22 protein-coding genes are annotated in these 25,739 nt (G+C 36.6%); 18 read left to right on the plus strand and 4 right to left on the minus strand.

Features of this window, described 5'->3' with window-relative positions; translation table 11 throughout:
- Window positions 1-472: 472 nt before the first annotated feature.
- Window positions 473-1,321 carry a helix-turn-helix domain-containing protein gene (locus tag IGL93_RS04790; protein WP_002382173.1) on the plus strand — a complete coding sequence of 283 codons (849 nt, stop codon included), beginning with the start codon at window positions 473-475 and terminating at the stop codon, window positions 1,319-1,321.
- Window positions 1,322-1,394: 73 nt separating this feature from the next.
- Here IGL93_RS04790 and IGL93_RS04795 read toward each other — a convergent pair whose 3' ends face one another.
- Window positions 1,395-2,564, minus strand: coding sequence for an NAD(P)-dependent malic enzyme (locus tag IGL93_RS04795; protein ID WP_010775754.1), 1,170 nt, complete (start codon window positions 2,562-2,564; stop codon window positions 1,395-1,397).
- Window positions 2,565-2,595: 31 nt separating this feature from the next.
- The gene (locus tag IGL93_RS04800) at window positions 2,596-3,921 is read right to left on the minus strand and encodes a 2-hydroxycarboxylate transporter family protein (protein WP_284954784.1); all 1,326 of its coding nucleotides are present in this window, start codon (window positions 3,919-3,921) and stop codon (window positions 2,596-2,598) included.
- A 147-nt stretch (window positions 3,922-4,068) separates the two neighbouring features.
- On the opposite strand from IGL93_RS04800, the gene IGL93_RS04805 reads away from it, so the two are divergent.
- The 3 genes from IGL93_RS04805 to IGL93_RS04815 all read left to right on the plus strand — a co-directional run bounded on the left by IGL93_RS04805 (window position 4,069) and on the right by IGL93_RS04815 (window position 7,820).
- Window positions 4,069-5,619 carry a Spo0B domain-containing protein gene (locus IGL93_RS04805; protein WP_010775755.1) on the plus strand — a complete coding sequence of 517 codons (1,551 nt, stop codon included), beginning with the start codon at window positions 4,069-4,071 and terminating at the stop codon, window positions 5,617-5,619.
- Window positions 5,600-6,292: a response regulator gene (locus IGL93_RS04810; protein WP_010775756.1), complete on the plus strand. Its 693-nt coding sequence runs from the start codon at window positions 5,600-5,602 to the stop codon at window positions 6,290-6,292. Before IGL93_RS04805 ends, IGL93_RS04810 begins: the two co-directional genes overlap by 20 nt.
- A gap of 184 nt (window positions 6,293-6,476) precedes the next feature.
- Window positions 6,477-7,820, plus strand: coding sequence for an NADH peroxidase (locus tag IGL93_RS04815; protein ID WP_010775757.1), 1,344 nt, complete (start codon window positions 6,477-6,479; stop codon window positions 7,818-7,820).
- A gap of 52 nt (window positions 7,821-7,872) precedes the next feature.
- Here the strand turns inward: IGL93_RS04815 and IGL93_RS04820 are convergent, their stop codons facing one another.
- A complete protein-coding gene (locus tag IGL93_RS04820) occupies window positions 7,873-8,784 on the minus strand; it encodes an LCP family protein (protein WP_002385983.1) in 912 nt (303 codons plus the stop codon).
- Window positions 8,785-9,061: 277 nt separating this feature from the next.
- On the opposite strand from IGL93_RS04820, the gene alsS reads away from it, so the two are divergent.
- The 3 genes from alsS (at window position 9,062) to IGL93_RS04835 (ending at window position 12,662) form a co-directional block, all read left to right on the plus strand.
- Window positions 9,062-10,714 carry an acetolactate synthase AlsS gene (gene alsS, locus IGL93_RS04825; RefSeq protein ID WP_002357923.1) on the plus strand — a complete coding sequence of 551 codons (1,653 nt, stop codon included), beginning with the start codon at window positions 9,062-9,064 and terminating at the stop codon, window positions 10,712-10,714.
- Window positions 10,715-10,725: 11 nt separating this feature from the next.
- Window positions 10,726-11,430: an acetolactate decarboxylase gene (budA, locus tag IGL93_RS04830; RefSeq protein ID WP_002366507.1), complete on the plus strand. Its 705-nt coding sequence runs from the start codon at window positions 10,726-10,728 to the stop codon at window positions 11,428-11,430.
- Between the two features lie 149 nt (window positions 11,431-11,579).
- A complete protein-coding gene (locus IGL93_RS04835; RefSeq protein WP_010775759.1) occupies window positions 11,580-12,662 on the plus strand; it encodes a PA2928 family protein in 1,083 nt (360 codons plus the stop codon).
- Between the two features lie 114 nt (window positions 12,663-12,776).
- On the opposite strand, the gene IGL93_RS04840 is transcribed toward IGL93_RS04835, so the two are convergent.
- The gene (locus tag IGL93_RS04840) at window positions 12,777-13,538 is read right to left on the minus strand and encodes a WxL domain-containing protein (protein WP_025192058.1); all 762 of its coding nucleotides are present in this window, start codon (window positions 13,536-13,538) and stop codon (window positions 12,777-12,779) included.
- Window positions 13,539-13,768: 230 nt separating this feature from the next.
- Here IGL93_RS04840 and IGL93_RS04845 point away from each other — a divergent pair, with 230 nt between their 5' ends.
- The 11 genes from IGL93_RS04845 (at window position 13,769) to IGL93_RS04895 (ending at window position 25,347) form a co-directional block, all read left to right on the plus strand.
- Window positions 13,769-14,149, plus strand: coding sequence for a hypothetical protein (locus tag IGL93_RS04845; protein WP_002393185.1), 381 nt, complete (start codon window positions 13,769-13,771; stop codon window positions 14,147-14,149).
- A 207-nt stretch (window positions 14,150-14,356) separates the two neighbouring features.
- Window positions 14,357-15,193: an ABC transporter permease gene (locus IGL93_RS04850; RefSeq protein ID WP_002382189.1), complete on the plus strand. Its 837-nt coding sequence runs from the start codon at window positions 14,357-14,359 to the stop codon at window positions 15,191-15,193.
- Entirely contained in the window at window positions 15,186-15,965 is a 780-nt protein-coding gene (locus IGL93_RS04855; protein WP_002357916.1) for an ABC transporter permease, read from the plus strand. Before IGL93_RS04850 ends, IGL93_RS04855 begins: the two co-directional genes overlap by 8 nt.
- A 38-nt stretch (window positions 15,966-16,003) precedes the next feature.
- Complete coding sequence (locus IGL93_RS04860; protein WP_002384674.1) at window positions 16,004-17,044, plus strand: ABC transporter ATP-binding protein; 1,041 nt, start codon at window positions 16,004-16,006, stop codon at window positions 17,042-17,044.
- A 26-nt stretch (window positions 17,045-17,070) separates the two neighbouring features.
- Window positions 17,071-18,135: an ABC transporter substrate-binding protein gene (locus IGL93_RS04865; RefSeq protein WP_002357914.1), complete on the plus strand. Its 1,065-nt coding sequence runs from the start codon at window positions 17,071-17,073 to the stop codon at window positions 18,133-18,135.
- Window positions 18,111-19,895, plus strand: coding sequence for an adenine deaminase (locus IGL93_RS04870; RefSeq protein ID WP_024041725.1), 1,785 nt, complete (start codon window positions 18,111-18,113; stop codon window positions 19,893-19,895). The genes IGL93_RS04865 and IGL93_RS04870 overlap by 25 nt, the downstream gene beginning before the upstream one ends.
- Window positions 19,879-21,207, plus strand: a complete 1,329-nt coding sequence (locus IGL93_RS04875; protein WP_430600024.1) for an amidohydrolase — start codon at window positions 19,879-19,881, stop codon at window positions 21,205-21,207. Before IGL93_RS04870 ends, IGL93_RS04875 begins: the two co-directional genes overlap by 17 nt.
- A gap of 184 nt (window positions 21,208-21,391) precedes the next feature.
- Window positions 21,392-22,282, plus strand: a complete 891-nt coding sequence (locus IGL93_RS04880; RefSeq protein ID WP_002385979.1) for a helix-turn-helix domain-containing protein — start codon at window positions 21,392-21,394, stop codon at window positions 22,280-22,282.
- Between the two features lie 219 nt (window positions 22,283-22,501).
- On the plus strand, window positions 22,502-23,437 hold the full coding sequence (locus IGL93_RS04885) for an FAD:protein FMN transferase (protein WP_002413405.1): 936 nt from the start codon (window positions 22,502-22,504) through the stop codon (window positions 23,435-23,437).
- Window positions 23,438-23,463: 26 nt separating this feature from the next.
- Window positions 23,464-24,072 (plus strand): NADPH-dependent FMN reductase, encoded by a 609-nt coding sequence (locus IGL93_RS04890; protein ID WP_284954783.1) that lies wholly within the window; start codon window positions 23,464-23,466, stop codon window positions 24,070-24,072.
- Between the two features lie 18 nt (window positions 24,073-24,090).
- Window positions 24,091-25,347: an NADPH-dependent oxidoreductase gene (locus tag IGL93_RS04895; RefSeq protein WP_002360528.1), complete on the plus strand. Its 1,257-nt coding sequence runs from the start codon at window positions 24,091-24,093 to the stop codon at window positions 25,345-25,347.
- The last annotated feature ends 392 nt before the right edge of the window (window positions 25,348-25,739 follow it).

Consider the following 25,739-nt stretch of genomic DNA (forward strand, 5'->3'; position numbering starts at 1 on the left):
CTATTGAGAAGTAGCTTTCTTAATAATAATTGTTATAATGTACATGTTGTTTCTATCATAAGATACTATCACTATCATTGAGTGTGGTGGATAAAGAAGGACAGCATTGTCTAGTTTTACAAGATGTTGTAAAAACGTAACATCCTTGTAATGACGTTAATTTGGCAACTATCTAGCATAATTTATAATTTGTGTTATACTAAGTGTGAGGTTTTAGAAATACTGTTAATTTTATAATATTAAATAAAAAAATGGCTCCACCTACTGGCATAGGTAGAGCCGTCAGAAATTCAGTTAAACAAACACGTAATTATTGGTGTGGTGCATTGCCACGAACTGAAATTCCAGTTAATAAAGCAAGTAAATCAAACATATATTTCACCTCCTTTATTATGATAGCTTCATTATAACATTATCTGTAAAATGATGGTATGTTTAATACAAAAAAAATAGAAAGATTGGAGTTTTGACTGTGAGAGTAGCGGGAGAAAAAATCAAAACAGCGCGTAAAAAGAAAAAATTATCGCAAGCTGAATTGGCAAAAGGAATTTGTACACAAGCAACAATTAGTAACATTGAAAACAAAAATGTGTGTGACAGTTTAGACATTTTCTCATCTGTATGTCTACGTTTAGACTTACAAGTAGAAGAATGTATCGAAGGTTCTAGTGAGAAAAAACTCGAAAGCTTATTAAATAAAGTAGAAGAATTATGCTTTTACTTTAAGCACGATGAAGCCTATGATTTGTTGAAAGACTATCCAGATGATATCGAAAGTTCAAACAGAATTTTAGAAACAAAATTTTTCTATTATAAAGGAATTACGAGTTTATTAGGTAAGAAAAATAATAGCGAAGCATTGTTCTATTTACATCGTGGTTCTGAAATTAGTCGTGATATTAATATTTATAATATTTTGAGTATGAATGCGATCGGTATTTTATATGAATTAGAAGATGATATTGAAAAAGCAAAAGTTTATTACGATAAATCTTTACAATTGCTAAGCGAATTCAAATTAGATTATCCATTAGAGCAATGCCGTATTTATTATAATACCGCAAAATTCTATTCATTAATTAAAGACTATGCAAAGAGTATTGAATTAAGTGATAAAGGAATCGAAATTAATCGGACGCACAGTTCTATTTACTCTTTAGATTGCTTATTATACGAAAAAGCGTTTAATAAACAAATGCTAGGACTAGATGCTGTTGAAGATTATCGTATTGCGTACTACTTTACACGTTTCTTTGAAAATAAAAAATTACTTGCTTATATTGAAAAAGATATGCAAGAGTTTAATATCAGTTTTAAATAATAGATTAGCGTTTCAGATTTTAAAAAGGAACAACTTAACTCAAGAGGAGTTAGGTTGTTCCTTTTTTCTCTTTTTAATTTGATTCTTTGACAGCGTTACGGACGCTTTCGGCGACGACTTTTGCGACTCCTTCTTGGAATGGATCGGGAATAATATTGGTCGGCGTGAGTTCATTATCGGGAATCAATTTTGCAATACCTTTGGCAGCGGCAATTTGCATTTCAATCGTAATCTTTTTCGCCCGAGCATCTAAGGCACCACGGAAGATACCAGGGAAGGCTAACACATTATTAATTTGATTCGGAAAGTCACTACGACCAGTTCCGACAATATAAGCGCCTGCCGCTAAAGCTTCATCAGGAAAAATTTCAGGAACTGGGTTAGCCATTGCAAAAATAACTGGCTGCTCATTCATCTGTTGAATCCACTCAGGTTTTAAAACACCTGGTGCCGAAACACCAACAAAGACATCAGCGCCTTCAAGAGCAGTAGCTAAATCACCGGTACGGTGTTCCCGATTGGTTAGCTTCGCAATTTCTGCGTGGTGTGGTGGCAGAGCTGTATCTGTTTCGCTCAGAATCCCTGTACGGTCAACAATGATAATATGTTTTACGCCAGCAGCTAAAAATTTTCTTGTGATCGAAAGACCAGCGGAGCCACCGCCGTTGATTACCACATGAATGTCCTCTATTTTCTTGTTGATTAATTTTAAGCTGTTGTACAAAGCCGCTAGAACAACAATCGCTGTCCCGTGTTGATCATCATGGAAAACGGGAATATCTAGTTCATCGATTAAACGCTGTTCAATTTCAAAACAACGAGGAGCGCTGATATCTTCCAAGTTAATTCCCCCAAAGGTTGGAGCCAAAAATTTCACCGTTTGAATAATTTCTTCGGTATCTTGTGTATCTAAAACAAGGGGAATCGAATCCACACCAGCAAAGCGTTTAAACAATGCAGCTTTTCCTTCCATGACAGGCATCGCTGCTTCAGGACCAATGTTACCTAAACCTAAAACTGCTGAACCATCACTAATAACGGCGACGGTGTTTTTCTTTGTCGTTAATTCGTAAGCGCGTTCTTTTTTTTCATGTATGGCAGAAGAAACAGCCGCAACACCTGGTGTGTAGGCAATTCCTAAATCTGCTTTTGTTTCAATCGGAACTTTAGGGCAGACTTCTAATTTCCCCCCAAATTTTTTTGCTTGCTCAATCGCTAATTCTTTTACATCTTTTGTTGACATATCATTTTCCTCCTAAATAATTCACTTATAGTTAAAAAAGCATTCTAAAAATAGCAGTCATTGTTATTACTGTAATGGCACCGCCTAAACGTGTCGCAACTTGTGCAAACGGCATTAAGTTCATTCGATTGGCTGTACTTAAAATAGCTACATCGCCAGTCCCACCCATACCACTCTGACAAGCGGAGACAATGGCAGCCTCAACGGGATTCATATTCATGAAGCGTGAAACGAAAAATCCTGTAGCAATAACAGTGAAAACGACACTAATTACCACAACAAAATATTGCCAGCTAAGCATTCCTACGACATCTTTTAAAGGAATATATAACATACCTAAGCCGACCATTAACGGGAACGTAAAATTGCCAGAGATAAATTTATAAAGCTGTTTTGATCCGCGTTGGGTTTCTTTCGGTACTACGTTTAAGTATTTTAAAAAGGCTGCGACAACAATCATCAAAACAGGACCAGGAAAGCCTGTTAAGTGTTGTAATAAACCGCCTGTAATAAATAAGGTACACGCAATTAAAACACCAGCACCCATTAATTTTATATCAATTGGTGCTTTGTCTTCTTCTAAAGCATCACTTAAATCATCTGAATTGGTAATTTTAATCAACTGACCTTGTCCAGAAAGTTCAGGGCGTTTTTCTCCTAAACGACTAAGTAAACCTGAACACATGATAGCAAAAAAATTACCAATAATGGTTGCGGGAATTAATTGCCCCACTAATTGTTCACTTGGCAACCCAGTAATGGCACTATAACCAAGGGATAAAGGAAGAATACCTTCACCGATTCCACCAGCTAAAACAGGAGTGACGATATAGAAAAGGCTATGTTTCCAACCGAGACCTAACAGTGTTCCAACAAGGGTCCCAACGCCCATTGCTAAAATCATTCCTAATGCCATCGGGACAATCATGCGCATTAAACCTTGGACTAAAATTTTGCGGTTCATTCCAAGGATACTTCCACAGACCAAACATGCAATATAGAAGTAGAGAAAGTTTGCTTGTTTCATTAAAATATCTGTTGAGTCTAAGACATTTTGGTTGAGTAAATTGAAAAAGACCATAATTGATGGTACTAATAAAGATAAAATTGCGGGACCGCCAAAATGTTTCAAAATAGGAATATTTCCACCAATTGTTCCAAGTAACCAACCCATTGTTAAAATTACGGCAAAACCACCTAACATATTGACTGGTAGTTGTTCTAATAGAGCCGTAACAAGAATAATGCTAGCTGTTACAAGATAAACAGGTAACGTAACCGAACCAATCCTCGTTTTGGTTAATTTGTTGCGCCAATCTGTTTCATTAGCAGCTGTTGCGTGCAATTTCTTTTCCATGCTATTTCCTCCTATAACTTTAATCTATATTCATCATAATGTAAACGTTTTCTGTAGAGTAGATTATTTAATTAATTTAACTAAAGAAAAGTTTTTTAACCAAATCTTCCTATGCTATACTTTATTTGAAGAGAAAAGAGGGATGGAATGAAGCGTGGCGGGAAATTATGGTGCTTCTTATCAGTGATTTTTATTGCAACATTAATTATTATGATTACTTTCTTTTACGGAGTAACGACGGTCCAAACAATTAAAGAAGTTCGTAAAAACCAAGAGCAAGCACTTTTAGCCGTCGGGGAACAGTTGGCTATTGAACCGAATGTTATTGAAGCCTTAAAGAATGATCACTATTCAGATGAATTGGAAGCGTATACGGTTCGTTTAGGTGAAATCCATCAGTTGGATTTTATCGTGATTATGAATATGCAGGGGATTCGTTTAACACATCCTGATCGCCAAAAAATAGGTAAGCATTTTGAAGGTGGCGATGAAGTGCGAGCATTAAAAGGGGAGGAACATTTATCTGTTAGTCAAGGGAGTTTAGGAGAATCATTACGAGGTTTTGTCCCAGTCTATGATCAAGGAAAACAAATTGGGGTTGTGGCAATGGGCATTAAAATGACCTCGCTTTCACAATTGATTGAACGAACAAAAAATGATTACACAGTGAGTGTCCTTTTAAGTGTTGGTTTTGGCTTTATATTAGCCATCGTGGTTTCTTATTATTTAAAAAAACAACTTCACGATTTAGAGCCAAGAGAAATTGCTCGTCTATTAGAAGAGCGAAATGCCATGCTTGAGGAAACGAAAGACGCAATCCTTGTGATTGATACCGATCAAAATATTTTATTAGCAAATATTGAAGCAACTAAAATGTATCATAATATAACAAATAGTGAAGAAAATTTACTAGGAAAGAAACTTTCAGCATTGGTTTTATCTCCTGAAAAATTAATCGTACATTCAAAAACAGAGCAATTCTATCGTCAAAATGGCCAGGATTATTTCGTCTCAATCGCCCCGATTAATGTCCGTAAAAAAACAATTGGGCATGTTATCTTTCTGAAAAATGCGACGGAAACGTTTATTGTCGCAGAACAGCTTGTCAGCACAACGACATATGCTTCGGCATTACAAAGTCAATCACACGAATTTATGAATAAGATGCATGTCATTTATGGCTTAGTCGATTTAGAAGATTACGAGGCGCTAAAACATTATCTAGCCGATTTATTGAAACCAGAAAAGGAATTTGCACAGCGCTTAGCTATTTTGGTTAGGAATCCTATTTTAGCAGGTTTTTTAAGTGGGGAAAGAATCAAGTTTGCAGAAATTAAAACACAATTAGCTATTGAAATTTATCCAGAAATTCCACCAAATAAACGAGATGAAGATACGCAAAATTTGATTGCTATCTACCGTTATATTCATCGTTTCCTGATGGAACAACCGTTACCAGAAGAGATCATTGAAACCATTGATTATCAGCCAGGAAGTTTGACGACGACTTATTCGTTTGCTTATCCAAAAGAACAACTGGAACGCTTTGAACAAGAGTTTTTCACTTCTTATTTGGCAAGATTATTAGAGAATGGGGAAGCGACATTGACTTGGGAAAACCAACAAAACAATTGGCTTGTCCTTCGCATAAATGTTCATTACGAAGGAGCAGAGGAAAATGAACCTATTGATTATTGAAGACGATCCTATGGTTGCATATATACATCAAAAATATCTTGAAAAATTAATTCACCAACCGACTATTTTTACGGCGGCAACAATTGCTGAAGGTCTACAACTAACGAAAGAAAAACAACCAGCACTTGTTTTATTAGATGTTCATTTAAAAGATGGCAATGGCTTGACCTATCTGGCAACAATTAGAGATGAAAAAATTGACACAGAAGTTATCCTGATTACGGCTGCCAACGAGTTAGAAAATGTTAAACGAAGCTTACATTTAGGCGTTTTAGACTATTTAGTTAAACCCTTCTCTTTTGAACGATTTCAACAAAGTATCGAAAACTATCAGAAAAAAGCTGCTCAATTCACGCTGGAAACGGAGGAGCTTTCGCAAACAAAAGTGGACCAATTGTTTCATTCTTCACAGACAAACGCACGTAAAAATGAACAAGATATTCAAAACCTATCCTTAGAAAAAGGACTAACACAAGCAACATTACAACTATTGTTAAAAAAAATAGACGAATTTACCGACTATTTTACGATTCAAGAATTATCAGAAGCGAGTCAGCTTTCACATGTTTCTGTTCGCAAATATGTGTTGTTTCTAGAAAAAAATAACCTTTTAGAAAGTAAAAATAGCTATTTAAAAGTGGGGCGTCCCTATCAATCGTATCGGAGAATTTAGTATTTTTTATTTTTTAGTAAATAAAAAAGTAATTGAAAAGAGGCGAAATACAGCGGATACTCCTTTTTATTCTCATTTAAAGAACTTAATTGAGAATGAAAAAGAGGATATTACTTGTTATTTTTTGAGAATATATGATATTCTTTATTATGTAAGAAATAATATTATATGGGAGGAACGAGCGATGAAAGTTATTGTTTTAGGATCATCACATGGAGGTTATGAAGCGGTAGAGGAATTACTAAATCTTCATCCTGATGCAGAAATTCAATGGTATGAGAAAGGTGATTTTATCTCATTCTTGTCTTGTGGCATGCAGTTGTACCTAGAAGGAAAAGTGAAAGATGTTAATTCTGTTCGCTATATGACTGGCGAAAAAATGGAGAGTCGTGGTGTGAATGTCTTTTCTAATACTGAAATTACAGCGATTCAACCAAAAGAACATCAAGTGACAGTGAAAGATTTAGTGTCAGGTGAAGAACGTGTTGAAAATTATGATAAATTAATCATCAGTCCCGGAGCTGTCCCATTTGAATTAGATATTCCAGGTAAAGATTTGGATAATATTTACTTGATGCGTGGTCGTCAATGGGCCATTAAATTAAAACAAAAAACAGTAGATCCAGAAGTCAATAATGTGGTTGTGATTGGTAGTGGTTATATTGGGATTGAAGCTGCCGAAGCATTTGCAAAAGCCGGTAAAAAGGTTACTGTTATTGACATTTTAGATCGTCCATTAGGGGTATATCTAGATAAAGAATTTACAGATGTTTTAACAGAAGAGATGGAAGCTAATAATATTACCATTGCAACTGGTGAAACAGTTGAACGTTACGAAGGCGACGGTCGTGTGCAAAAAGTCGTTACAGATAAAAATGCGTACGATGCTGATTTGGTCGTTGTAGCAGTTGGCGTCCGTCCAAACACTGCTTGGTTAAAAGGTACCTTAGAATTACATCCGAATGGCCTAATCAAGACGGATGAATACATGCGGACAAGTGAGCCAGATGTATTTGCAGTAGGGGATGCTACGTTAATTAAATACAATCCTGCAGACACAGAAGTAAATATTGCTTTAGCAACGAATGCTCGTAAACAAGGTCGCTTTGCTGTGAAAAACCTAGAGGAACCAGTTAAACCTTTCCCTGGTGTTCAAGGATCTTCTGGCTTGGCCGTCTTTAATTATAAATTTGCTTCAACAGGGATTAACGAAGTCATGGCTCAAAAATTAGGAAAAGAAACAAAAGCGGTGACAGTAGTAGAAGACTACTTGATGGACTTTAATCCAGACAAACAAAAAGCTTGGTTTAAATTAGTGTATGATCCTGAAACAACACAAATTTTAGGCGCTCAATTAATGTCGAAAGCAGATTTAACTGCAAACATTAATGCTATTTCATTAGCGATTCAAGCCAAAATGACGATTGAAGACTTAGCCTATGCGGACTTCTTCTTCCAACCAGCGTTTGACAAACCTTGGAACATTATTAATACAGCGGCTTTAGAAGCGGTAAAACAAGAACGTTAATAGAAGAGAAAATAAAACCCATGAGTATTTATAGTACTCGTGGGTTTTATTTTTATTTTGTATTCAATTGATTTTTCAACTCTTGTTGGACACGAGTTAATTCTTGTTCATCCACACGTTGATAGGAAACACCATCTTGCATAAAACCAGTACCTTGAAGTTGGTCTTGTTTCACTTTACCAAAGGCACTGCGATAATCTAAGGCAATTTTTTTCATGTCATCAAAACTTAAATCTGTCTTCATATTATCAGAAACAGCTGTTAAAATTTCTTGATAGTTGCTCACGCTATTAAGACTTAAGACTTTTTGGACGATGCCTTCAATCACTTTTCTTTGCCGTTCTTGGCGGCCGTAGTCACCATTAGGATCTTCGTAACGCATTCTTGAATAGGAGAGTGCTTGTTCACCATCCAATGAAATTTTACCAATCGTAAAATCATATCCGTCTTGTGAAAAAGTCAGATTATTGTTCACTTCGATTCCGCCAACCGCGTTGACTAATTCTTTTAAACCAGCCATATTAATTGAAACATAATGATTAATAGGTATATTTAAATAGTTTTCAACTGTGTCCATTGCTAAAGATGCCCCACCAAAAGCATAGGCGTGATTCAATTTATCTTGTTTTCCTTGACCTGGAATATCAACATAGGTATCGCGAGCAAGACTGACTAAGGTTGTTTGCTTGTCACGAGGGTTAACTGTTGCAACAATTGTTGTATCCGAACGACCTTGCTCGACACGCCCATCATCGCCTGTATCGATCCCTAATAATAAAACAGAAAAAGGCTCCTTATTGTTTAAATTGACCTGACTTTTTTTAGATCGTTCTACTGTTTCATAGGTTTTATCCATTGATTTAGAAACATCCCAATAAAGTTTTGCTCCCATTCCAACAACTGCAAGAAATAGAACCAAGATAATTCCAAAGATAATGGCAAAAATTTTCTTCCCTTTTGACATATTTTTCCTCCAATAATTTATCACAGGTTGTGATTTTTTTCTTATAAGTTAATCTTACTAATTTTTAGTGAAGAAGTATATAATAATTGTTGAAAGACTATAAAACTTTAAGGTATTTTGCATTATTTTTGCTTAATCTTTTGAAATATCTCAATTCTATTAAAATATGCGAATTAGTATATTACACGTTTTCAAGGTGTTTCATTGTTGATTAATTAGAATTTTAGTGGTATTTTTGTATTTGTAATTAGTACAGATTTTAATTGGAGGTATAACAGTGAGTAAAAAAGGATCAGATATCATAGTAGAAAGTTTAATCAATCACGAAGTGCCCTATATTTTTGGGATTCCCGGTGCAAAAATTGATGGGGTTTTTGATGCATTAGTTGATAAAGGCCCAGAATTAATTTTAGCTCGACATGAACAAAATGCAGCCTTTATGGCACAAGGGATTGGTCGTTTGACGGGAGAGCCTGGCTTAGTTATTGCAACTAGTGGACCTGGTGCCAGCAATTTAGCAACTGGGTTAGTAACTGCGACTGCAGAAGGGGACCCTGTTTTAGCATTGGCTGGACAGGTAAAACGGTCCGATTTGTCAAAATTAACTCACCAAAGCATGAATAATGCTGCATTATTTAGTCCAATAACAAAATTCAGTACAGAAATTCAAGATCCAGAAACATTATCTGAAAATATTGCCAATGCTTACCGTATCGCCAAAACAGCGAAAAAAGGTGCAACATTCTTATCGATCCCACAAGATGTCACAGATAGTCCGGTGACAGGCGAAGCAATTAAGCCTTTGTCGGCTCCGAAACTGGGCCATGCATCAGCAGAAACAATCGCAGCTTTAGCTGAACGAATCAAGCAAGCGAAATTACCTGTTTTACTTTTAGGAATGCGGGCCTCTGCACGAAAAGTTACCGCAGCCATTCGTGAATTGGTTGCTATAACTGGTTTGCCAGTCGTGGAAACGTTCCAAGGAGCAGGCATTATTTCAAAAGAATTAGAAGAACATTTCTTTGGGCGTGTTGGTTTATTTCGAAACCAACCTGGGGACCGTTTGTTAAAAAGAAGTGATTTAGTGATTGCGATTGGGTATGACCCAATTGAATATGAGGCACGTAATTGGAACGCAGAAAAAGATGCGCGCGTTATTGTTATTGATGAAGTTCAAATGGAAATTGATCAATATATGCAACCGGAAGAAGAGCTAATTGGTGATATGTCTAAAAATATTTTGAAATTATCAGAAGCATTTAGTGAACCAATATTAACAGAAGATGCGCAAGATTATTTAGAAACGCTTCAAGAAAAATTAACGATTAAAGAAGTAAAAACAAGTACAATTGAAAATCGATTACATCCATTAGAAATTGTTCAAACGCTTCAAGAAAAAACCACGAATGAAATGACAGTTACTGTTGACGTAGGGAGTCACTACATTTGGATGGCTCGCCACTTTAGAAGTTATGAACCGCGTCATTTATTATTTAGTAACGGTATGCAAACATTAGGTGTCGCTTTGCCTTGGGCAATCTCGGCTGCGCTGGTTCGTCCGAATACACAAATTATCTCTGTTTCTGGGGACGGCGGTTTCCTATTTTCGGCGCAAGAATTAGAAACAGCGGTTCGTTTAAAGCAAAATATCGTGCATATTATTTGGAATGATGGTAGTTATGATATGGTTAAATTCCAAGAAGAAATGAAATATAATCGATCCTCTGGCGTAGATTTTGGTCCAGTTGATTTTGTGAAATATGCTGAAGCTTTTGGAGCCAAAGGGGTTCGAGTACATTCACAAGCAGAATTTGCCGCAGCTTTAGAAGAAGGAATGCAAACAGAAGGCCCAGTGATTATTGATGTTCCTGTGGATTATTCAGATAATCAAGAATTAGGTAAAACATTGTTACCAGATCAACTTTATTAGGAGATGGAAAAATGAGCGAACAATATGTTTATCAACATGGTACGCTAGGCGGTTTAATGGAAAGTTTGATGGCAGGAACGGCAGAAATTGGTACGTTACTCACGCAAGGTGATTTTGGAATTGGGACATTAGAAGGCTCAAATGGCGAAATTATTTTATTGGACGGTATATTGTATCATGCGAATCAAACTGGCGAAATTACTATTTTAGAAGGCGAAGAATTAACGCCATATGCCGCAGTTACTCGTTTTCAAGAAGATGGCGCATTCCCTGTATCAACGGAAACCGATGAAAATATTAAAGCACAAATTTTAGAAAAAATTAGTCCTAATTTTTTTGCGGCAATTAAAATTAGCGGTCTTTTTGCGAAGATGCATGTCCGTGTGGCACCTAAACAAGAAAAACCATATCCACCATTTGTAGAAGCAGCACGCAATCAACCTGAATTTACAGCGGAGAATATTCAGGGAACAGTTGTAGGGTTCTTTACACCTAAATTATTTCATGGTGCTTCTGCTGCAGGATTTCATTTGCACTTTATCAGTGAGGATCACCAATTTGGTGGGCACATTCTTGATTTTGGCATTAAACAAGGGACTGTTTCGTGGATGGAAGCAGCAGAATTGCGGCAGCATTTTCCAGTTCATGATGCTGACTATCGGAATAAAGAAATTGATATTGCAAAAGCTTTGTCCGCAATTGAAGAAGCGGAATAACAAGGCACATTTCTCCACGCCCATTCAAGTTGACCTAGTTAGTCAACTTGAATGGGCTTATTGCTGCTCGTCGCTTTTTGTTGTTATTTTTCAAAAAAAAATAGTATCCTTTTTATAATAAGCAAATAACAATTGGAAAGGATGGCGTAATGGACACACTTTATAGAAGTTGGCAATTGTCTGGTTGGCTTTATCATGATATTTTTGTCATCATTGTAGCAATTATTTTTATAGTAATTAGTGGTATTTTGGTTATTTCCTTAATAAGAAGGCGGAGTACAAGGCGACTGGTTCCCTATGCGTTAATTTTGTTGGTTTATCTTGCAGTGGTACATTTTGCTGGTTTAATCTTTTTCGGAATGTTTCGTTCAGTAACGATTGAAGAGAAAAGTGCGACGTTTTATTCTGAAAAAACGAAAGGCTTAACTTCAATCGAGCGAATGATTATCCCAAATGGACGAACGAATGGCATTAGCACCAGTAACTCATTGTTCCAAGTGATTTCTGTTAATAGTCAGACGGGCGAACGAATGTGGAGTAAACGTTTAGGTTGGCGTGATTATTTAATTGGTCAAACAGATCAATATGTGGTTTTGAATAATGCTGATAACGAGGCCATTTACTTACTCGATACAAAAACAGGGAAAAAACAGTTTTCTGAAGCGGATTTAGTGAAGAAATTCCCTGAATTAAAAGACTATTTAAGCTCTGATTTCGTTGATTATCGTTTTATGGATAATCGCTATCTCTATATTTATGGATTAAACAATCGATATTATCAATTAGATTTGAAAAATTGGCAGTTAAAACAATATCCAACTTTCAAAGAAGTCTTTCAAACACAAGAAGCGCCTAAATGGACGGTAGATTCAAATGAGAGTCAAATTGGTCAAAAGCTGTCATCGGAAGAGCGTACAACAGTGCAAGGAAAACTAGAAGAGCAACTAATAGCACCAGTTTTATTAGGCAAGAAAGATGAAGCAAATTATTATGTTCTGTCATACAAGAAAAGACAAAGTAATCAAGCGATAGTTGGCTTATACAATTGGCAGAAAAAAACATACGAGTGGCAAACACCGTTGCTTTTAACTAAAGAAAATGTACCTATTGAAGCTTTTCAAGTAGAGGATGCGTTATTCATTAAAGTCCCGCGTTATTTATACAAAATTAACCTGAATAATGGTAATCAAGAATATCAGTTTGATTACCGTTGGGGCCAAGTGATTCGTTAAACGAAAAGTGGTAAAGCATGCTTAGACAAATAGAAGGAGCAAATAGTCCTTATGATATAAAAAAACGCTTAGAAGAGTAGTGATTCCGCTAGTTTTCTAAGCGTTTTTTTTATTTTATGCAGGTCCAGAGATTAAATTCCAGATAATCGAACCTGTATATGCGCCAGGAAATAATTGTGAAACAGGGGTTTGGATTGCAAGAGAAATATCGGTCATGCGGCCACTCCACATGCCTTGTCCTTTTCTATCACCAGCGTTACTCATTAAAGTCGCACCGTTACCGATAATAATTGGGTTGGTCGGGAAGTCGGGTGCAGCAGGATCTTCTGAAAAATCCAGTCCATACATTGTATTTGTCATAAAGAAACGCCTTAACGTTTTGTCATAGCGGGCATAGCCGCCTGTTAATTGAAACGTAATGATGCCTAGTAAAGAATGAGCTTCGTTTCGCATGTGTGGGATTTCAGCAGTGACATGCCAACCAGTTAAGGCTCCGCGAACATCCCCCATCCCGAAGTGTCTCATTGTATGAGTATTGCCTTCAGAAGGTCGTATAGGAACTGACGTTAAATCACCAGAAATCGCTTGGGTTTCAAAAGTAAATTCTTTCGGAATAAAGAGCAAGTCAAAACTAGTGTTAGGATTTTCTAAGTCAGGATCAATGGCATCGTCAACCGATTCATCGCCAGGCAGCCCTCCAAGTTCTAGTTCAACTGAAACCGGCGTTTTTCCAGAACGGGTGGCAAAAGAAACCGATGGGTCAAAACTAAAGAGACTGAATACTAGCAACAAGGCTGCCATTGATTGATAAGTGAGTAGATTTTTTTTATTCAAGAAAGTTCCTCCTTTAGGTGCTGATAATATAAGTATACGCAAAAAGAGCTGTTTTTATTTATCAGTAATTTACAGGGAATTCGAAAATATTGAGACAAATAGTTTTTAATATTAGTTGAGAAAGGTGAGTCGACAATTTTTACTTGTTGATTCTGTCTTTTTTGAGCACCATTCGTTATATCAAGCATGCTAAAATATAAAAGAAATCATCAGGTATCACTAATGAAAAGGGAGAGGAGGAGAAAACTTTGAGTAAGTGTTTGGGGTTGTTGATGATTTTATTTGTATTATCTGGCTGTTCAGGAAGTAGGGATTCACAACAGGAAGTCGTTATAGAAAAGTCTGCTAATAATGACAAAGTAAGACAATTTGTCGATCAAAAAAATCCGCATTTAGGAACGCAATTAGAAGCAGAATCTTATACTAAACAGGAAGCGATTGAATTTTTACAAAATGGTTTAGGGATACCAACGAATGACTCGGCGTTTCATTATACGTTTAAGCAGTCAAATAAAGGAAGTTATGTTGTTCAAATTATATCTGAAAAGAATAGTGTCTCAAAAGAGAATGAATTGTTCGGATATTATCAGGTGTATCAAGATGGTATTATAGTGAAAATGATGGAAAAGGATCAAACGTTCCAAGAAAATTAAGTGATAAATAAAAAAGTTGACAAAAAACACAAACAGTCTTGTTTGTGTTTTTTTGTTTAATGTTCGTGTTTTATTTTTTAATAACCTTTTTCGAAAAAATATACGAACGTTCGGGTTTAAAAACGAACAAAAAGATGAAAATGTGTTGAAATATACGTTTTCCTTGCGTATACTGATGAAGTGAAAAAACGAACGAGGAGTGTACGAATGAACAAGAAAGTTCCTTATTTAATTGTGGCACCGGGGCTAGTACTATTATTATTTTTCTTAATGATTCCATTAATTACTAGCATTTTGCCAACCATTTTTACTGATCATGGCTTGACACTAAATCAGTATGTTACTTTTTTTAAAGATGACTATAATGTTTCAATTTTCTGGCGAACGATAAGAGTTTCGTTAATAGTGACGGGTATTTCAATTGTGTTGGGCATTCCAACGGCATACTTTATTGCTGGAGTTTCCAAAAAATGGCGTGGCTTTTTAATGGCTATGACCTTGTTTCCACTATTAACCAACTCAGTTATTCGAAGTTTTGCTTGGATTAACATTTTAGGAAAAAACGGTGTAGTGAATACGTTGTTATTAAAAACGGGCTTAATTGAGCAACCGCTGAATTTATTGTATACAGAATTTGCAATTATTATCGGTTCAGTGTATTTATTTTTACCGACAATGATTATGACCTTAGTTGGGGTTATGGAAAACATTGAAGGAGAAATGCTAGAAGCGGCTGAGACGCTAGGCGCCAATCCAATGACGGCTTTTCGGAAAATTGTTTTACCTTTATCAATTCCAGGCACCATTGTAGGAAGTATATTAGTGTTTACAGGAACTTTAACGGCTTATACAACGCCACAGCTGTTAGGTGGTAACCAAAAAATGATGATGTCGACCTTCTTATATCAAAAGGCTAATACTTTAGGTGATTGGCAATCGGCGAGTGTTCTTGCATTTATTATGATTTTAACAACATTAATTGTGATGAAAGGCCTAGACATGGTCGCTAAGAAAGTAGATCGGAGAGAAGCAAATCATGCGTAAGCAAAAAGGACTATCTGTTATTGCAATTCTAGTTTTTCTGTTTTTATTTTTACCATTATGTTTGATTGTGGTGACTTCTTTTGGAACAGCCGCAGCGATTCAATTTCCGATTAAAGGTTTTACTTTAGATTGGTACGCCAAAGCCTTACAATCGGAAACGTTTATGGACAGTTTTAAGTTAAGTTTGTTGATTGGGGTATTAGCGACTGTTTTAGCATTAATAGTAGGGATTCCGGCTTCCTATGCGCTGGCACGTTATTCCGTTCGTGGGCGCAACTTTATTAAAAGCTTTTTCTTATCCCCAACTGTGATTCCAGGAATTGTGGTCGGGTATACGTTATTTCAATATATTGTTATTAAATTAGGTTTGCCTGTCTTTCAAGGATTGTTAATGGGGCATTTTTTAATTAGTTTGCCTTATATTATTCGAGTGGTTGGGTCAAGTATGGAACAACTAGATTATTCAATGGAAGAAGTAGCTTGGACATTAGGTTGTACAAGATTGCGAGCTTTCATTCAAATTGTTTTACCCAATGTGTCTTCGGGAATTTTTGCAGCCTTTATGTTAGCATTTGTCAATTCGTTTAACAATGTTCCTGTATCGATGTTTTTATCAGGTCCCGGTGTGACGATGCTGCCTACTTCTTTATTAAGTTATATGGAATACAATTATGATCCAACTGTTTCAGCAATTTCTGTATTGTTGATGCTACTAACAATGGGCTTAATGTTTTTAATTGAAAAAACGTTGGGACTAGCTTCCATTGCCTAAAACATGGAAGAAGCACGAGATAGAAAGAGGAGAAAATTTTGACTTTTGTGGATTTAAAAGATATTCGCGTCAGCTATGACGGAAAACAAGATATTTTAAAAGATTTAAATATTTCAATGGAAAAAGGAGAGTTAGTTTCTTTATTAGGACCGAGTGGTTGTGGTAAAACGACTACGTTAAGAGTGATTGCTGGATTAATTAAGCCAAACGACGGACAGTTTTTCGTTGACCAAGAAGAACTAACAAAGGTTCCTGTCCATAAAAGAAACTTCGGGATGGTTTTTCAAAGCTATGCGTTATTTCCCCATTTAACGATTGCAGAAAATGTCGCTTTTGGGTTGAAATTACGCAAAGAAAGCAAACAAACCATGGACCAAAAAGTCACGGAAATGCTAAAAGTATGTGGTTTAGAAAGCTTGGGCGACCGTTATCCAAAACAATTATCTGGTGGTCAAAGACAGCGGGTTGCGCTAGCACGTGCTCTGATTATTGAACCTAAACTATTACTACTAGATGAACCGTTGAGTAATTTAGATGCAAAATTGCGAGTGGCAATGCGGATTGAAATCAAACGGATTCAACAACAATTAGGCATTACGACAGTTTTTGTCACACATGACCAAGAAGAATGTTTTTCTATTTCAGATAAAGTGGCCATTATGAATAATGGCGTGATTGAACAATATGATTCACCAGAAACGATTTATCGTTTGCCTCGTACTAAGTTTGTTGCAGAATTTATCGGTTTTGAAAACTTTTTCTCTGTCGAAAAAATGGAAGCCGGTCATTATCGGACACAAACAAATCAAATAGTGAAAACGACTAATCCTGAACCAAATGTTACAACGACGGTGGCAACGATTCGTCCAGAGGACATTGAGATTGTTTCAGAAGCTGCTACTAATACTGTCGCAGGTACTGTCGCTGTCCGAACATTTTTAGGGAAAAGCTATCAATATGAAGTGGAAACAGCGTTAGGTACATTGCTGGTTAATGGAACAAGTGAACAGTTATATGAAACAAACGAAACCATTCACTTGGCTTTTCCAGCTGAGAAATTAGTTATTTTAGAAAAATAAAAACCATTTTGGAGGAAGATTTAAAAATGAAAAAACGCGTAATTTTAGGGACATTAGTCGCTGCAACGTTATTAATGACTGCTTGTGGAAACAGCGAAGCAACTACGAAAAGCGAGAGCAAAGGTGGAAGTAATGCTTTAGTCGTTTCAACTTTCGGATTAAGTGAAGATATTGTCAAAAAAGACATTATCGCTCCATTTGAAAAAGAGAATGAAGCGAAAGTTACCTTAGAAGTAGGCAATAGCGCAGACCGCTTTACGAAATTAAAAAATAATCCCAATGCGGGAATTGATGTCATTGAATTAGCACAAGCAAATGCAGCACAAGGTGGAAAAGAAGGGTTATTTGAAAAAATTACAGAAAAAGAAGTACCTAATTTAAGTCAGTTAACGCCGGGAGCAAAAGAGGTTTTTGAAAGTGGTGCTGGCGTACCAATCGCTGTAAACAGTATCGGGATTGTTTACAACAAAGAAAAATTAGGCAAAGAAATTAAAAACTGGGATGACTTATGGTCAGCTGATTTGAAAGGTAAAATTTCTGTTCCAGACGTTGCCACGACGGCAGGTCCTTTAATGTTATACGTTGCCAGTGAACATGCTGGTCAAGATATTACAAAAGATAACGGGAAGGCCGCTTTTGAAGCGATGAAAGAATTAAAACCAAACGTTGTTAAAACGTATTCAAAATCGTCAGACTTAGCTAATATGTTCCAATCTGGTGAAATTGAAGCAGCTGTGGTTGCTGATTTTGCGGTTGATATTATTCAAGGCGCAGCAGAAAACGTGACGTATGTCGTCCCAGAAAGCGGCACGTATGCCAACTATAATACAGTCAATATTCCTAAAAAAGCACAAAACAAAGAAACCGCCTTTAAATTTGTTAACGCACGGATTAGTGAAGAATCACAAAAGGCCAAAGCGATTTCATTAAATGAAGGACCTACAAATCAACAAGTAACGTTAAGCGAAAAAGAAGCGAAAAATAAAACATATGGTGCCATTGCCGAACGTGCCAAAACAGTCGATTTTAATTTTATTAATAGTCAACTAGCGGATTGGATTGATCAATGGAATCGGACGATGAATCAATAGTTTTAGAAAAGAGGGACAAAATGAACGTCGATGTATTACTAAAAAATGTGTGGCTGTATCAAACAGTCACTCAAACATTCGTTCAACGAAATGTTGCGATTAAAAATGATAAATTTTATTACATTTATGAAGAAGAGAACGTCAATTTGCAGCCCCAAAAAACAATTAATGCCGAGAATCAATGGATGATTCCCGGCTTAATTGATGCACACATGCATATTGAAAGTTCCATGACGACACCTACTATTTTTTCCAAAGCAGTAGTGCGTTACGGTGTGACAACGGTGATTGCCGATGCCCATGAAATGGCTAACGTATTTGGCTTAGAAGGCTTAAAAGCTTTTATGGCCGCTGAAACAGAACTAGATATCTTTCACGCAATTCCTTCTTCGGTTCCTTCGACCACTCCCGAATTAGAAACAACTGGTGGGATTATCGGCTTAGCAGAAGTAGCAGAATTACTCAAAGAGCCAAAAGTGATTTGTTTAGGGGAAGCCATGAATTTTAAAGGGATTTCCTATGAGCCAGATTCTTTAATTCGTCAAATTATCGATTTGTGTCAAAAACAACGACCAACCATGCCTTTAGAAGGCCACTGTCCTAAAATCGAAGATCAAGAGTTAGCAGATTTTCTATATAGTGGTATCACTTCAGATCATACCCATCAATTTCCTAAAACGTTAAAAGAAAAAATTGAAGCGGGCGTCTTTATTCAATTTCAAAATAAATCAATCACTCCTGAAAACATTCAGGTGATAGTAGACAATGACTTCTACAATTATGCAAGTATTATCACGGATGACGTGATGGCCGATGATTTGCTAAAAGGTCATCTAAATGAAAATGTCAAAAAAGCCGTTCATGCAGGATTGCCTATCGAAAAAGCCATTTATATGGCAACTTATACGCCGGCCAAACGAATGGGTCTCCATGATCGCGGCGAAATTGCACCTGGTAAAAAAGCTGACTTTTTGTTATTAAATGACTTAGAAAGTTTTGATATTACTACGGTTTATAAATCTGGAAAGGTCGTTTTTGAAAAAGGCGAGCCCTTCCATTATCCAGAAAAAATCGAAGAGTTTCCAGCCGCTTACCAACAAACCATCCAATGTAAAAAGTTAACAGAAGAAGATTTACTTTTAAAGGTGGCTACAACAAAAGAAACAGTTCGTTGTAATGTGATTCAAAAACAAGAGATTGGCACATTTACAGAGCGAATTACAAAAGAAATTCCTGTTGAAAATGGGTTGTTGCAATGGCAAAAAGCCAACTGTGCCTTATTAATTGTGATGGAACGTTACGGAAAAAATGGTAATATTTCTTTTTCTTTAATGGATCAACCTCTTTCCGAGAAAGGAGCCATTGCGACAACCTGGGCCCATGATCATCATAATTTAATGGTGATGGGTAATACGATTGAGGATATTCTGTTAGCGCAGAATGAATTATTAGCGATGCAAGGCGGCTATTTGGTTGCTTCGGATCAGCAAGTGATGGCAACTTGTCCTTTACCAATTGGTGGGATTTTATCGCAAGCACCGATTGAACAATTAGGCGCTTCTTTACAAAAAGTTCGACAAGCTATGCAAGCGTTAGGCTATCAAAATATGAATGAAATCATGTCCTTTTCCACACTATCATTGCCTGTCTCGCCAGCCATTAAAGTGACAGATTTTGGGATGATGGATACGAAGTCACAACGTTTCTATCCATTAGTTTTTCCAGAGGATGGAGTTCTTTTGCATGAAAACACTCATTAAAAATGTGCATATACTAACAATGGATGAGCAATTTTCAGAAATCAAAGACGGCTATTTAGTGATTGAAGAAGACACAATTGTGGAATTAGCACCAATGACCACACTTGATGAAAAGCGAATGGCTGCAAATCAAGTAATCGATGGTCAAAATGGAATTTTAATGCCTGGGATGATTAACACCCATACCCATGTAGGCATGATTCCGTTTCGTTCGTTAGGAGACGATGTGCCAGATCGACTCCGGCGTTTTCTTTTTCCATTAGAACAATTCATGACAAAAGAATTAGTAGGATGCAGTAGTGATTATGCAATTGCCGAAATGTTACTGAGTGGTATTACGAGCTTTTGTGATATGTATTATTTTGAAGATGAAATTGCTAAAAGTTGTGAAAAAATGAGTGTTCGTGCTTTGCTCGGAGAGACGATCATTGATATGCCCACTTGTGATAGTCCGGAGCCTTCAGGCGGTCTTTTTTACGCGGAAACCTTTATTCGCAAGTGGCAAGGCCATCCGTTGATTACGCCTATACTTGCGCCACATGCACCGAATACCAACTCACCAGAAGTGTTGGCAAAAATTATTGAACTTAGTCGGCGATACCAAGTTCCTGTGACCATGCACGTTGCTGAAATGACTTATGAAATGGCTGAGTTTGAAAAAGCCTATCAAAAAACACCAATTGCTTTCTTAGAAGAACTGGGTTATTTGAGCGAGCCGTTTATTTTAGCGCATTGTATTTTGGCAACAGATGAAGATCTTGCGAGTTTAGCTGCGACTAATGGAAAAGCGCGTGTCGCTCATTGTATCGGTGCGAATACTAAATCAGCCAAAGGCGTAGCGCCGATTAAGCAAATGCTTGATCAAGGGATTATTGTCGGTTTAGGCACGGATGGACCTAGTAGTGGGAATACATTAGATTTATTCACCCAAATGCGTATGGTTGCGAATTTTCATAAGACAGCACACCAAGATCGCTCTTTGTTTCCTGCTAAAGAAATTGTTTATCTGGCAACGATGGGGGGCGCTAAAACGTTAGGCTTGGCGGAGCAAGTCGGCTCATTGGAAGTGGGCAAAAAAGCGGATATAACATTAATTGAAACGCAATCAGTTAATATGTTTCCGATTTTTGATGCCTATTCAGCGTTGGTTTATTCAGCAAATGCTAGCAATGTTGAAGCTGTTTGGGTGAACGGTCAACAGTTAGTTGCCAATAAAGAATTACAACAAGCTAATCTCAAAGAAATCAAGGAAAAATTATATCAGGCCATGAATACGTTTGTGAAAGAAGCTAAAAAAAGAGCTGCTCTCTAAACAGAACAAGTAGGACGTATCGGATTGATTAAATAACGCTGGATTGACGTTTAGTGATTCAGGTTCTAATAGAGCGCAGACAAACTTTTAATGAAAGAGTTGTCTGTGTTCTTTTTTGTTATAAACATTTTTCTTTTTCTATATATATTTTTAAGGTAAGTTGTATTATAGTAAGTTTGAGAAGATGAGAATGAGAGGAAAAGCAATGAATATACAACGGTTTATAGAAAAACGCAAAGCACGTGGTTTGTCGCAAAGTGAATTAGCTAAAGGGATTTGTACGCAAGTTACGGTTAGTCGCTTTGAAAAGAATGGTCAAGTCCCAACTTTAAAAATATTGATCCAACTATGTAATCGTTTAGAGTTACCTTTGGGGGAACTCTTCCCGCGCGTAGGGATTAAACAACCTGAAATTCTTGAAAAAATGGAAGAAGCAGAATTCTTCTTGATTACCAGCGAACATGACCAATTGCAAACAATTTTAAAAAATATTCCTTTTGATGAAATCAAAGATTCCCAACTGTTATTAGAATATTATTATTTACAAGGCTTTGTCATGATTTTTCAAAATGCTTCGTTGATGGATTGCTTATTTACCTTTGAAAAACTTCTGTTTGAAGAGCAAAAATACACGAGCGATATTTACCGTTTGTTAGCTTTTACTGGAATTGGCATGGCCTATGCCAAAGAAGGCGAAATTGAGAAAGCCGAATTTTATTTCAATAAGGTCTTCAAGGAAATTTATCTCTATACTATTCAATCAATGGAAGATACTTGGCGAGTATTAAATGTTGTCTTTCACTGTGGTGTTTTTTATGCAGAAAAAGGCGATTTAGAAACAAGTGATGCTTTGTTAGAGTATGCGATTTCCATCTGTTCTGATAATCACGTCACGTATTACTTGGCAAGAGCAGCTTTCCAACTTGCGAAAAATGCCTTAGCTGAAGAAAAGCCGCAAGAGCAAATTTTAGAACTACTACAAGATGCCCGCGCGTATGCAAAAATCAATAAAAACCGCATCTTGTTGGAAGCAATTCAAACATTGAAAGAAACAATTTTATCTAAGGAGAATTAGTTTATATAGAAAATTATATATTTATTTTAAAAATATAATAAAAAAAGCGTTTTTTAAAAGAGTTAAAGACACGTTACGACCTTAAATGAAAATTTTAAGGTCGTTATTTTATATAAAAAAATATATAAACGACTTGACTGGCATCAAATAAAGGCGTATGATTCATTTGTGAATAAATGTGAAATAAAACACAATCTTTCGTGGAGAGGAAGTCTTGAGGTGCAACAAAGTCAAACTATTTATTTGATGGGCACAGTAATAGATGTATTTGTAGACCATGAAGAACCTGAAAAAATTCTAGAAGAAGTGCATCAACGATTGATCACTTATGAACAACGCTTTAGTGCAAATGATTCAACTTCGGAACTGATGGCTGTCAATCAACAAGCTGGGCAAAAACCAGTCAGCGTTCATCCAGAGTTGTATCAATTAATTGCATTAGGGAAAAAGCATAGTTGTGATCCAGCTAGTCATTTGAATGTTACCATTGGCCCACTAGTTCAAACGTGGCGAATCGGTTTTAAAGATGCCCGTGTCCCGTCAGAAAAGGAGATTAAAGCCTGTTTGAAAAAAATTAATCCAGAAAAGATTCACTTAAATCCATTAAAACAAACGGTTTTTTTGGAAGAAGAAGGAATGAAATTAGATCTGGGGGCTTTAGCAAAGGGCTATATCGCTGATTTACTAATTGCCTATTTGAAAGAAGTCCATGTGACGTCTGCTTTGATTAATCTGGGCGGCAATATTGTGACATTAGGGCCCTCTACGCATCAAAACAAAAAATGGCGAATTGGTATTCGCAATCCGCAAGAATCCAGAGAAACAATCAGCTTACTTGTCGAAGTGGCTAATCAATCGGTTGTGACGTCGGGCATTTATGAAAGAAGTTTAACCGAAGCTGGGCGAGTCTATCACCATTTGTTGGATCCGACAACCGGATACCCATTGGAAACTGAAATGGCCAGCATCACAATTATCTCGGATGCTTCAGTGGATGGTGAGATTTGGACAACGCGTTTATTTGGTTATCCAATTCCAGAAGCGCTTGAAATCCTCAATCAACTAGATGGGATTGAAGGAGTCATCATTACACAAGACCAGCAAATTTTATATAGCAGCGGGTTAGCAGATACTCTTCACATTATCCATTCATAGAACCGAAAAAGAAAGGACAGCTCATTATGAAAAAAATTATCGGCTTAGTAGGAACGAACTCAGAGCAATCAACCAATCGTCAACTTTTGCAATTTATGCAACACTATTTTGCGCAGGAGGCTGATATTGAACTAGTTGAAATTGTTGACTTTCCTATGTTTAACAAGCCAGAAGACAAAGTTTTGCCAGAAATAATTAAAACGGTTGCTGAAAAAATTGAAGCAGCAGATGGCGTCATTATCAGTACGCCTGAATATGACCATGCGGTGCCGGCTTCTTTGATGAATGCCCTAAGTTGGTTATCTTACGGGATTTTTCCGTTTGTTGATAAACCAGTTATGATTACTGGTGCATCCTATGGCACGTTAGGTTCCTCTAGAGCACAAGCGCATCTACGTCAAATTTTAGATGCTCCTGAATTGAAAGCACGAATTATGCCAAGCTCTGAATTTCTATTAGCGCATTCCTTACAAGCTTTTGATGAAAACAATGCGTTAAAAGATTCAGAACAAATAGATAAACTAGCTGGTTTGTTTGCAGATTTTTGTGTATTTATTGAAATTACAGAACAGCTGAAACATGCGCATGCGCAAAATAAAAAAGAAGCAGAAAATTTCTCATGGGAAACGATTTAACGAAATGGAGTGAATAAAATGAAATTAATTGGGATCGTCGGATCAAACGCTGATTCTTCTTATAATCGGTTACTACTGCAATATATTGGCAAAGAGTTTTATAAAATGTTCGACTTGGAAATTTTAGAAATTAAAGATATTCCAATGTTTAATCAAAGTAAGGATCAAACGAACAGTGTCTTGATTCAGAATATGAATCGCAAAATTTTACAAGCAGACGGCGTAATTATTGCGACGCCCGAACATAACCATACCATTCCTGCCGGTTTGAAAAGTGTGTTAGAATGGTTATCATTCAAAATTCATCCGCTGGAAAATAAACCAGTAATGATTGTTGGTTGCTCTTATTATGATCAAGGAACCTCGCGTGCGCAATTACATCTCCGTCAAATTCTTGATGCACCTGGTGTCAATGCAATCGTGATGCCTGGGAACGAGTTTTTATTAGGGAAAGCTAAAGAAGCATTTGATGAAAACGGCAACTTAATTGCGGAGGGAACACGTCAATTTTTAGAAAGCACATTACAAAAATTCGTGGAATTCATTGATGTGATTTCAAAATTAGAAGGAGCTAAGCCAAAAGACTTACCTGAGGATTTACATGCAAAAGGAACCATTGAAACAACGATCGAAGGGGTTGATATGGCAGCAGATGATTGGGTAGAACAAGCAGCAGAAGCGGTTCAGGCTGTGGAAGGCGACACATATGTAAAATTAGATCGAGGCATTTTAACCGTAGATCAGCTAAATTATTTCTTAAAATCAATGCCAATGGAATTGACTTATGCAGACAGTAACAATCAATTTTTATATTACAATAAAAAAATGGCTGCTGAAGAAATGTTTGCTAAACGGCAACCAGGACAAGTTGGTAATCCATTAGCGAATTGCCATCCGCCAAAAGCATTGAAAAATGTAGAATGGGTGATTCAACAATTACGGTCAGGAAAAACAGATGCTATTCGCGTTCATGTTCCAATGCACGGACCAGATACCTATGTAGTGCATAACTATCAAGCGATGTATGATGATAATGGAAATTACGCGGGAATTAATGAGTATATTTTAGACTTTAAACCAATTGTTGATTGGTATTTAAAACAAACTGGGCAAGAATTAGTCGGTGGAAAAAACGTCGATGCAGTCAGTGGTGCCTCCAAAAAAGAAGCGCCAGAAACGGCAGATAGTGTCTCAAGTGCATCAGTCCATGAAGAAGAGTCAGCGACCGAAAAGCCAACAGTTGACAGCGTTTCTAGCGCTTCAATTAAAGAGTAAAATAACAGCAAAAAATAGCGGCAACAAGTAGTCATACTGTATTCAGATTAGCAATGCCAAATGAGGACTTTTATTGACAGAAGCTGATACTTAAAAGAGTAAGAACTTTATAGGAAGATAGTATAGAAGACGAACCAAAAGTTTCAATCATTTTTGACGAATAGGCTAGAAAAGAAACAGAAAATTAGTCAAACAAATCAGCTTTTCTTTAAATTTAAAGTAAAAAAATAACAAAAAAAGCCTCCTTGGTGACGCAAGGGGGCTTTTTTTGGTTAAAATAATACTTTTCTATGAAGATTCCTAAATATTGAAAGAATCATTTTTAAATTTGTGGAAAAAATAAGCAAGATTGACACTCACGTCTTGTTAAAAAAATAGATACTTAAGGCGTG

Source organism: Enterococcus sp. DIV1328a, from assembly GCF_050536905.1.
Taxonomy (GTDB): Bacteria; Bacillota; Bacilli; order Lactobacillales; family Enterococcaceae; genus Enterococcus; species Enterococcus faecalis.